The sequence below is a fragment of the Shewanella electrica genome (assembly GCF_022321485.1).
Classification (GTDB): Bacteria; Pseudomonadota; Gammaproteobacteria; order Enterobacterales; family Shewanellaceae; genus Shewanella; species Shewanella electrica.
On the sequence record NZ_JAKOGG010000005.1, the window covers coordinates 216860 to 227492 of the forward strand.

8 protein-coding genes are annotated in these 10633 nt (G+C 48.4%); 2 read left to right on the forward strand and 6 right to left on the reverse strand.

Going from position 1 to position 10633, the window contains the following annotated elements; translation table 11 throughout:
- Nucleotides 1–13: 13 nt before the first annotated feature.
- The 6 genes from odhB to sdhC form a co-directional block, all read right to left on the reverse strand.
- Nucleotides 14–1213 carry a 2-oxoglutarate dehydrogenase complex dihydrolipoyllysine-residue succinyltransferase gene (odhB, locus tag L9G74_RS09950; protein WP_238896154.1) on the reverse strand — a complete coding sequence of 400 codons (1200 nt, stop codon included), beginning with the start codon at nucleotides 1211–1213 and terminating at the stop codon, nucleotides 14–16.
- A gap of 30 nt (nucleotides 1214–1243) precedes the next feature.
- Nucleotides 1244–4066 carry a 2-oxoglutarate dehydrogenase E1 component gene (gene sucA, locus L9G74_RS09955; protein WP_238896155.1) on the reverse strand — a complete coding sequence of 941 codons (2823 nt, stop codon included), beginning with the start codon at nucleotides 4064–4066 and terminating at the stop codon, nucleotides 1244–1246.
- A 195-nt stretch (nucleotides 4067–4261) separates the two neighbouring features.
- Complete coding sequence (locus L9G74_RS09960) at nucleotides 4262–4969, reverse strand: succinate dehydrogenase iron-sulfur subunit (protein ID WP_238896156.1); 708 nt, start codon at nucleotides 4967–4969, stop codon at nucleotides 4262–4264.
- Between the two features lie 11 nt (nucleotides 4970–4980).
- Nucleotides 4981–6750, reverse strand: a complete 1770-nt coding sequence (sdhA, locus tag L9G74_RS09965; protein ID WP_238896157.1) for a succinate dehydrogenase flavoprotein subunit — start codon at nucleotides 6748–6750, stop codon at nucleotides 4981–4983.
- Nucleotides 6751–7098, reverse strand: a complete 348-nt coding sequence (gene sdhD / locus L9G74_RS09970) for a succinate dehydrogenase, hydrophobic membrane anchor protein (protein ID WP_238896158.1) — start codon at nucleotides 7096–7098, stop codon at nucleotides 6751–6753.
- A complete protein-coding gene (gene sdhC / locus L9G74_RS09975; RefSeq protein WP_238896159.1) occupies nucleotides 7092–7487 on the reverse strand; it encodes a succinate dehydrogenase cytochrome b556 subunit in 396 nt (131 codons plus the stop codon). The genes sdhD and sdhC overlap by 7 nt, the downstream gene beginning before the upstream one ends.
- A gap of 409 nt (nucleotides 7488–7896) precedes the next feature.
- On the opposite strand from sdhC, the gene L9G74_RS09980 reads away from it, so the two are divergent.
- Nucleotides 7897–9183 carry a citrate synthase gene (locus tag L9G74_RS09980; protein ID WP_238896160.1) on the forward strand — a complete coding sequence of 429 codons (1287 nt, stop codon included), beginning with the start codon at nucleotides 7897–7899 and terminating at the stop codon, nucleotides 9181–9183.
- 380 nt (nucleotides 9184–9563) lie between these two features.
- Nucleotides 9564–10628, forward strand: a complete 1065-nt coding sequence (locus tag L9G74_RS09985) for an efflux RND transporter periplasmic adaptor subunit (RefSeq protein ID WP_238896161.1) — start codon at nucleotides 9564–9566, stop codon at nucleotides 10626–10628.
- Nucleotides 10629–10633 lie beyond the last annotated feature (5 nt).

Below are 10633 nucleotides of genomic sequence, written 5' to 3' on the forward strand. Positions count from 1 at the left end.
TAGCTTGCTGCCCTTACAGGTCCAGCAGCAAGCGAGTTGGGTCTTCAAGTAGATCACGAATGGTCACCAAGAAGCCCACTGATTCACGACCATCAATAATGCGGTGATCGTATGACAGAGCTAAATACATCATTGGCTGGATTTCGACCTGGCCGTTGACCGCCATTGGACGATCTTTAATGGCGTGCATGCCTAAAATGGCACTTTGTGGCAGGTTGAGAATCGGAGTGGACATCAAAGAGCCAAACACCCCGCCGTTGGTTACTGTGAAGTTACCGCCAGTCATGTCTTCCACGGTCAGCTTGCCATCACGGCCTTTGATGGCCAGTTCGCGAATGGCTTTTTCCATGTCCGCTAATGTCATGGTATCGGTGTCACGCAGTACTGGAGTTACCAGACCACGTGGAGTAGATACGGCGATACTTACGTCGAAATAGTTGTGGTAAACCAGATCGTTACCATCAAGAGAAGCGTTCACTTCTGGGTAGCGTTTCAACGCTTCAGTCACGGCTTTCACGTAGAAAGACATGAAGCCCAAACGGATGCCGTGTTTCTTCTCAAACTCATCTTGATACTTCTTACGAATGTCCATGATTGGTTTCATGTTCACTTCGTTGAAAGTGGTCAACATCGCGGTTGAGTTTTTCGCTTCCAACAGCCGGGTAGCAATGGTTTTACGCAGACGAGTCATTGGAACGCGTTTTTCACTACGTTCACCGCTCAGCGCCACTGGCGCAGGAGCCGCTGAGGCTGCTGGTTTTCCGGCAGATTTTACAAACGCTTCCACGTCTTCTTTAGTGATGCGGCCACCTACGCCAGTGCCTTTGATTTTGCTGGCATCAACGTTGTGCTCTGCCACCAAACGGCGCACTGATGGGCTTAAAGCATCGTTGCTTTCAGTCGATGCTTCGGCAGCTTCCGCTTTAGGTGCGGCGGCTTCTGCTTGCTCTTTAGAGACTTCTTGTCCTACAACGGCACCAGCAACAAAATGAGCAATCACTTGCTCGCCCAAGACGGTATCACCTTCTTGGAACAGCAGTTCGCTGATTGAGCCATCTTCTGGCGCAACCACTTCCAACACCACTTTGTCAGTTTCAATATCCACCAGGTTCTGATCGCGTGTAACAGCCTCTCCTGGCTTAACATGCCAAGTGGCGATAGTTGCATCCGCTACCGATTCTGGCAGTACAGGTACCTTGATTTCGATACTCATGGAAAGCTTTCCTTTTATAAAAATTTATTACTACAGTTTTAATGCGCTTGCGATCAGAGATTCCTGTTGGCGCGCGTGTAATTCTGGATACCCACAAGCTGGTGCGGCAGAGGCTTCTCTACCGGCATAACTCAGTTGGGCACCTTGAGGAATAGAGCTCCAGAAATGGTGTTGGCTGCAATACCAAGCGCCTTGGTTCTGAGGTTCTTCCTGACACCAAACGAAATCAGTTACATGCTGATAATCAGCGAGCACTGCGTTTAATTCCTCATGTGGGAATGGATACAGTTGCTCAATACGCACAATGGCTACGTTGTCGATATTTTCTTTGCGGCGGCGATCTAACAGGTCGTAGTAAACCTTACCGCTACAGAACACCACGCGATCCACTTTGCTAGCATCGAGTGTGTCCACTTCACCAATCACATTACGGAATCCACCTTCTGCCAGCTCTTCCAGTGAAGACACTGCCATTGGATGGCGCAGCAACGATTTAGGTGACATCACCACCAGCGGACGACGCATAGGACGCACCACTTGGCGGCGCAGCATGTGGTAAACCTGTGCAGGTGTTGAAGGAATACACACTTGCATATTGTGGTTAGCACACAGTTGTAGGAAACGTTCCAAACGCGCCGATGAGTGTTCTGGGCCTTGGCCTTCATAGCCATGAGGCAGCAACATGGTCAAACCGCACAAACGGCCCCATTTCTGCTCACCTGATGACAAGAATTGGTCAATCACGACTTGGGCGCAGTTAGCAAAGTCACCAAATTGCGCTTCCCAAATGGTTAAACCGGCTGGCTCGGCGGTAGCGTAACCATATTCAAAAGCCAATACTGACGCTTCAGACAATACTGAGTCATTGATATCAAATGGCCCTTCTTTGTCGGCCACATGGCGCAATGGCAAGTAGGTAGTGCCATCTTTTTGGTTATGCAATACCGCGTGACGGTGGAAGAAAGTGCCGCGACCAGAGTCTTGACCAGTGATACGCACCCGTTTTTTGGTTTCCAAAATCGTGGCGTAAGCCAGCATTTCAGCAAAGCCCCAGTCGAGCAGTTTCTCGCCTTTGGCCATAGCATCACGGTCGTTGTAAATCTTGGCAACACGGCTTTGCAACTGATGAGTTTCTGGGACATAACTGACTTTAGCCGCCAACTCTTTCAGATGGTCTAAGCCAATTGCAGACTCATATTGCTCATCCCACTCGCGGTTGAGATACGGGGTCCAATCCACGGTGTGCAGCGTCATTGGACGCCACTCTTTCACTACGCAATCACCTTTATCTAAAGCATCGCGGTAGTCGTTGACCATGCCAGTAATATCTTCAGCAGACAGCGATTGCTCTGCAACCAAACGATCAGCGTAGATTTTACGAGTGGTCGGATGTTTTTTGATTTTGCCGTACATCACTGGCTGAGTTGCACTTGGCTCGTCAGCTTCGTTATGGCCGTGACGGCGATAACATACCAGCTCAACAACAACATCACGTTTGAAGGTGTTGCGATAGTCCACCGCCAGTTGCGAGATAAAGGCAACCGCTTCAGGATCATCACCATTCACGTGGAAGATAGGCGCCTGTACCATCTTGGCGATATCGGTACAGTATTCTGTTGAACGGGTATCATGATGATTTGAGGTAGTGAAACCAACTTGGTTGTTCACTACGATACGAATCGAACCGCCCACTTTAAAGGCGCGGGTTTGTGACATGTTGAAGGTTTCTTGCACGATACCTTGACCAGCAATGGCCGAGTCACCATGAATGGTAATTGGCATTACCTGCAAGCCATCATCACTGCCACGGCGGTCAAGACGAGCACGTACAGAGCCCATCACCACAGGGTTAACAATCTCAAGGTGTGATGGGTTAAAGGCGAGTGCCAGATGCACATTGCCGCCTGGTGTTTCGAAATCTGAGGAGAAACCTTGGTGGTATTTAACGTCGCCAGAGCCTAAACCGTCTTCGTGGTGTTTACCGGCGAATTCGTCAAACAGCTCTGCTGGGCGTTTACCAAGGACGTTGACCAGTACGTTCAAGCGACCACGGTGGGCCATACCAATCACAATCTCTTTAGTACCGGCTTCACCACTGCGATAGATGATTTCGCGCAGCATAGGTACTAGAGAATCACCACCTTCGAGGGAGAAACGTTTCGCACCGGGAAACTTTGCACCAAGATATTTTTCCATCCCTTCAGCGGCGTTAAGGCCTTCCAGCAAGCGGCTTTTCACGTCCTTGCTATAAGCTGCGCGCCCCAAAGTGGGTTCTAATCTTTGTTGGATCCAGCGCTTCTCTTCAGTGTCGGTAATGTGCATATACTCGGCACCGATAGATTCGGTATAGGTGGCTTTCAGCGCTTTGACCAACTCTTTGAGTTTCATGGTGCCGTTGCCATAAGCAAACGACCCCGTATTAAACTCACGATCCATATCTTCAGCGGTTAAGCCGTGGAACGCTGGGTCCAACTCGGCCACTGCATCACGCTTCCACAGTGCCAATGGATCCAGATTAGCATTTTGATGACCACGGAAACGATACGCATTGATCAGCTGCAATACTTTAACTTGCTTAGCGTCAAGCTCTGGGTCACTTACGCGCCCTGTCGTCTTAGTACGACTGTCCTGCGCCAAAGAACGAAAATAATCGCGGATCTTTGAATGAGCGGGCTCTGGAGAGTGGGTATCGTTACCATCTACTGGAGGGAGATTATCAAAGACGGCACGCCAGTCGTCAGAGACTGCACTGGGGTCTTCTTGATAGGCTTCATACATCTCTTCTACATAGGTCGAGTTCGCGCCACTTAAGTGGGACGATTCGAGCCAAGCTTTCATGATGCCTTGGTGCATGTTTATTCCTTTCAATCTTGGTATATGTGCATCACTACTTCAACGTTACGTTGAATCTTGACCACATGAATTTAATTCCATTTCCTGCGGTCAGTATGTCGTCCGTTACACACGAAAGAGAGTCACTTTCTGCACATGAGAAAGTGACTCTCGCACGAGCTAGTTCATTATGTATGATTGCTCGCCGTCTTGCATTTATACCGCCCGATTCAACAGCATAGATTTGATGTGACCAATAGCCTTGGTAGGGTTAAGACCTTTAGGACATACATCTACGCAGTTCATAATGCCGTGGCAGCGGAATACGCTGTAGGCATCATCCAGTCCATCCAAACGCTCTTCTGTAGCGGTATCGCGGCTATCAATCAAGAAGCGATACGCATGCAACAAGCCGCTAGGACCGACGAATTTATCGGGATTCCACCAAAATGATGGACAAGCAGTTGAACAACAAGCACACATAATACATTCGTAAAGACCGTCTAAATGAGCCCGTTCTTCTGGCGACTGTAAGTGTTCGCGCGCTGGTTGCTTGTCATCATTGATCAAGTAAGGTTTGATTTTTTCGTACTGTTTGTAGAACTGTGACAGATCCACAATCAAGTCGCGTACTACTGGCATCCCAGGCAATGGGCGAATTTCGAGCTTTTTGCCTTTAAAAGTCGATACCGGCGTAATACAAGCCAAACCGTTTTTACCGTTCATGTTCATACCGTCGGAACCACACACACCTTCGCGACATGAGCGACGGAATGCAAGCGACGGATCTTGTTCTTTCAATCTGATGAGAACATCAAGCATCATCATGTCAGAACCGTCAGGAATTTCCAGTTGGTAATCCTTCATGTACGGCTTTTTGTCTACATCAGGATTATAGCGATATATCGCAATATCTAGTTTCATGTCGCAGCTCCTTAGTAGGTACGTTTCTTAGGTGGAAACGCTTCACGTGATTTCGGTGCCATGTTAACGGCACGGCGATCCATTGACTCAGAGTTAGGATCAAACAAGCTGTGGCACAGCCAGTTTTCGTCATCACGTTCAGGATAGTCTTCACGACTATGTGCACCACGACTTTCGGTACGGAAATTGGCCGCATATGCTGACGCAATTGCAGTTGCCATGAGGTTGTCCAACTCTAGGCATTCAATACGTTGAGTGTTGAACTCTTTAGAGTTATCAGACAGCTTAGCATTAGCTAAACGGGCACGAATGGCTTTCAGTTCTTCCAAGCCTTCTGCCATAGCTTCACCGCTACGGAATACCGAGAAGTGCAGTTGCATACACATCTGCATATCTTTACGGATCTGTACTGGGTCTTCACCTTCTTTGGTGTTTTCCCAACGGTTGAGGCGTTCTAGCGACTTAGCAATCTCGGCTTCAGAGGCTGGTTTTGGCGTTGACATCTGTTCCAGCGCGGCACCTAAATGCTGACCCGCTGCACGGCCGAATACCACCAAGTCGAGCAGTGAGTTACCGCCCAAACGGTTAGCACCGTGTACCGATACACAAGCAATCTCACCTACCGCGAACAAACCAACTACGTCAGTTTCAGTACCGTCAGCGTCTTTATGAATCACCTGACCAGTTACGCGAGTTGGCAAACCACCCATCATATAGTGGCAGGTTGGGATCACTGGGATTGGACCATCGGCTGGATCAATGTGCGCGAAAGTACGTGACAGTTCACATACACCCGGCAGACGTGCTTCTAGGGTTTCTTTACCTAAGTGATCCAGTTTCAGCTTGATGTGTGGCGGTAAGCCACCATCAGTGCAACCGCGACCTTCACGGATCTCAGTCATCATTGAACGTGCTACCACGTCACGTGATGCCAAATCTTTCGCGTTTGGCGCATAACGCTCCATGAAGCGTTCGCCATCTTTGTTCAGCAGGTAACCGCCTTCACCGCGGCAACCTTCAGTAACCAGTACACCAGCACCCGCAATACCGGTTGGGTGGAACTGCCACATTTCCATGTCTTGCAGTTGCACGCCAGCGCGTGATGCCATGCCAACGCCGTCGCCGGTGTTGATGTGTGCGTTGGTGGTAGAAGCGAAGATACGACCGGCACCGCCAGTAGCGAGCACAGTTGCTTTAGCTTTGAAATAAACGATGTCACCGGTTTCAATTTCCAGTGCGGTACAGCCCACAATGGCGCCGTCTTCGTTTTTCACTAAATCCAGTGCATACCACTCAGAGAACACTTGGGTTTTGTTTTTAACGTTCTGTTGGTAGAGACAGTGCAACAGTGCGTGACCGGTACGGTCTGCCGCAGCAGCGGTACGAGCAGCTTGCTCTCCGCCAAAGTTTTTTGACTGACCACCAAAAGGACGTTGATAAATTTTACCGTCATCGAAACGTGAGAATGGCAATCCCATGTGCTCAAGTTCGATAATGGCTTCAGGGCCCGTTTGACACATATATTCGATGGCGTCTTGGTCACCGATGAAGTCAGAACCTTTTACGGTGTCATACATGTGGTATTCCCAGTTGTCTTCATGGGCATTGCCCAGCGCAACAGTGATACCACCTTGGGCAGACACAGTATGAGAACGGGTCGGAAATACTTTAGACAGAAGCGCACAGCTTTTGCCTTCCTTAGATATTTGCAGTGCAGCGCGCATACCGGCGCCACCAGCGCCAATCACTACTGCATCAAACTCTCTTACCTGAATATCCACTTATACCCCCCACACGATCAAAATGCCGCTCGCCAGATATGCAAAGGCGGTCACGACAAACACAAACTGAAGCACACCACGCAGTGACACACACTTGACGTAGTCAGTCAGTACCTGCCAAATACCAATCCAAGCGTGGATCAGCAGCGCAATCAGCGCCAGCAAGGTAAACACTTTCATTGGCAGTGCGGCAAAAAGGCCGTGCCAAGCTTCATAAGTGAGGGGAGTACTGAATGCGGCGAACGCCACGAGGAATACTGTATAACAGGCTAAAACGACTGCACTGGCGCGCAGCATAATAAAATCATGTACACCGCTTCGGCCAAACGATGCTGCATTAGTTACCATACCCAAACCCCCGCCAGAATCGAAAAGATGATGGCAAGTACAAACACTGCCTTGGCTGACGCTTTACCTGACGCCAACTCTTCCCAACGACCGGTATCCATTACTAGGTGACGTAAGCCGCCCAATAAGTGATAACCTAACGCGGTGAGAATTCCCCATACGACAAACTTCAATAGGAAGCTATCTAACAGCGATTGAACATACTGAAAACTTTCTGGCGACTTGAGGGATGCGTTCAGCAACCACAAAAGCACGCCAACGGCAAACAGCATAATGACACCGGATACCCGGTGGAGAATGGACACGATTGCAGTCGCAGGAAAGCGAATCGTCTGCAAGTCTAGATGGACAGGTCTTTGCTTTTTCACGTTCTGCTCACTCAGCTCCATTGAGCATTATTGTTGTGCGAACCGTATTTTGGAATACGGCTTGTGACTTTAGTCACATTTTATTTTTGGCAATCGGACTAGATGTTGCAATCAGGTAACTGATTGACTGACTTAGTAATTCATCAGCAGATCACAGGCAATTTTGACCACCTGAATGCAGCCCTTTTGAACCCGAGCAAGTATACGCGCCGCAAAAGTCAAATACAAACATCACATTATGAGAAATTTATTTTTATTGGAAACTTTTGAACGTAAGTATAAGTAGATACAGGGAAATTGGTCAGACCTATACCATTGTCTAACAAGTTCAAACGGGTATTTAAATTGAAATGTGATCTAGATTACTTGTAAAGTAAGGCGTTTTTGTTATGCCGCACTCACAAATAAAATCAAGTAAGGAGAACGGGTTATGGCTGAAAAAATAGCCAAATTGGAACTTCCAGGAAATGACTCGATCGAGCTGCCAGTTAAACAAGGAACCGCTGGTTACGATGTAATTGATATCAGCAAACTTGGCAGCAAAGGGTACTTTACCTTCGACCCAGGTTTTCTTGCCACCGCATCATGTGAATCGGCCATCACCTATATTGATGGCGACAAAGGTATTCTGCTTCACCGTGGATATCCGATTGATCAACTTGCAGTAGATTCTAGCTATCTCGATCTTTGTTATCTGCTGCTGTACGGCGAGCTGCCTTCTAAAGCGCAATACGACAAATTCGTTAGCACAGTACGCAACCACACCATGGTGCATCAACAAGTCGAATTTTTCTTCCGTGGCTTCCGTCGCGACGCGCACCCAATGGCAATGCTATGTGGTGTAACTGGCGCCCTTGCCTCTTTCTACCAAGATTCGTTAGATGTTGCCGATCCAAAGCACCGTGAAATCGCAGCGTTCCGCTTAGTGTCTAAAATGCCAACACTGGCAGCAATGTGTTACAAGTATTCTGTTGGTCAGCCATTCCAATATCCACGCAACGACTTGAACTACGCTGGTAACTTCCTGTCGATGATGTTTGGTGTACCATGTGAACCATACGTGGTAAACCCAATCATCGAACGCGCGATGGAGCGTATCTTTATTCTACACGCTGACCATGAGCAAAACGCTTCGACTTCTACTGTGCGTTTGGCGGGTTCATCTGGCGCTAACCCATTTGCCTGTATCGCTGCGGGTATTGCTTCGCTGTGGGGACCAGCTCACGGTGGTGCTAACGAAGCCTGCTTGAAGATGTTGGAAGAGATTGGTTCGGTTGACCGTATCCCTGAATACATCGAAAAAGCCAAAGACAAGAACGATCCATTCCGTCTGATGGGCTTTGGTCACCGCGTGTATAAGAACTTTGACCCACGTGCCAAAGTGATGCGCGAAACTTGCCATGAAGTATTGAGCGAGCTGAAAGTGGATGACCCATTGTTAGATGTAGCGATGGAACTGGAACGCATTGCACTGGAAGATGAATACTTCATCTCTAAGAAACTGTATCCAAACGTCGATTTCTACTCAGGCATCATCATGAAAGCCATCGGCATTCCAACCAGTATGTTCACCGTGATCTTCGCGCTGTCACGTACTGTCGGCTGGATTGCGCATTGGAAAGAGATGCTGGATCAACCAGGCCACAAAATTAGCCGTCCACGTCAGCTTTATACTGGCGAAGCGGAACGCAATTTTGTCAAACTACAAGATCGTTAATCGAGGTTACTCGAACTCTAAAGGCGCCGCTGGCGCCTTTTTTATTGCCTGTACAACCCGCACGCCGCATTTAACCATCAGTTCGCCCGCCGAGAGTGATGCTGCGTATTTGTTTCAACACACTGTAACCCCCCCATTCTCACAGCCGCCAATTAACGCCAGCAACTTTATACGCCACAAAGACTAGACTTACTAAAATTTAACCAATAAGTCGCAAAATAGTAAAAAACACTAACAACTATAAAAGTTCACTATTATGAAGTGGTGAATAACACCACTCAACAAACAAAAAAATAAAGCAACCAACTGAATTTAATGAAATTTTAAAATTGGCATCGCATTTGCTTTAAGCGGTTAACGAGTTTAAAAGGGACTATCTCATGAAACGCTACACCGCAATATTAAAACCACTTACTAGCGCCATGTTACTCACTGCCATGTTAACGGCCTGTAGCCAACCGCAATTAGCCAAACAGGATGAAGTGTTTGCGATTCCCGTGGAGACCACCCACGTCGCTCAAGGTCATATCTCATCGTTCTACAACACCACGGCAACGCTAGAAGCCCCAGAAGAAGCTGGCGTATCCACCCGCATTGCTGGCGTCATCCAAACTATTTATGTGGAAGAAGGCGACCATGTTGAAAAAGGCCAACTGCTCGCCAAAATCGACGCCCGTCGACAACAGTTTGAGCTGGAACGCTCTATCGCCGAGGTGAACATCATCGAACAGGAACTGAATCGCCTCAATAAAATGAGCAACCGTGAGTTTGTCAGTGCCGATAGCTTGGCGAAACTCGAATACAACTTACAAGCGGCACGCGCGCAACGCGATCTCGCCCAGTTACAAGTGACCGAAAGCGAAATCCGCTCGCCTATCACTGGGGTGATTGCCACTCGTCACGTTAAACAAGGCAACATGGCCAAAGAGTTTGACCAACTGTTTTATGTGGTCAGCCAAGATGAGCTGTATGGCATTGTGCATCTACCAGAGCAACAACTCAGCAGCTTGCGTCTCGGACAAGAAGCGCTGGTAAAAACCGATAAACGTAGCGATGTATTTGCCGCTACCGTATTGCGTATCAGCCCTGTCATCGACAGTGCCAGTGGTACTTTCAAGGTGACCTTAACAATTCCTAACAAAGCGCAGCGTTTAAAAGCTGGCATGTACACCAACGTGCAGCTGAAATACGACACGCATACCGATGTGGCCGTGGTGCCATTTAACGCCATTGTTAACCAAGACGATGTGCAAACCTTATATGTGGTTGAGGAAGGCAAAGCGCTGCGTAAAGAGGTGGCTCTCGGCTATCGCGAAAACAACCGTGTCGAAGTGATCTCTGGCATCAAGGTAGGTGAGCAGATTGTGGTGCGCGGCCAACACAATCTGAAAGACCAATCGGTAGTGGAAGTGCTCAGTCCGTTAAATCTGACCGCTGCCAAATAACTGCT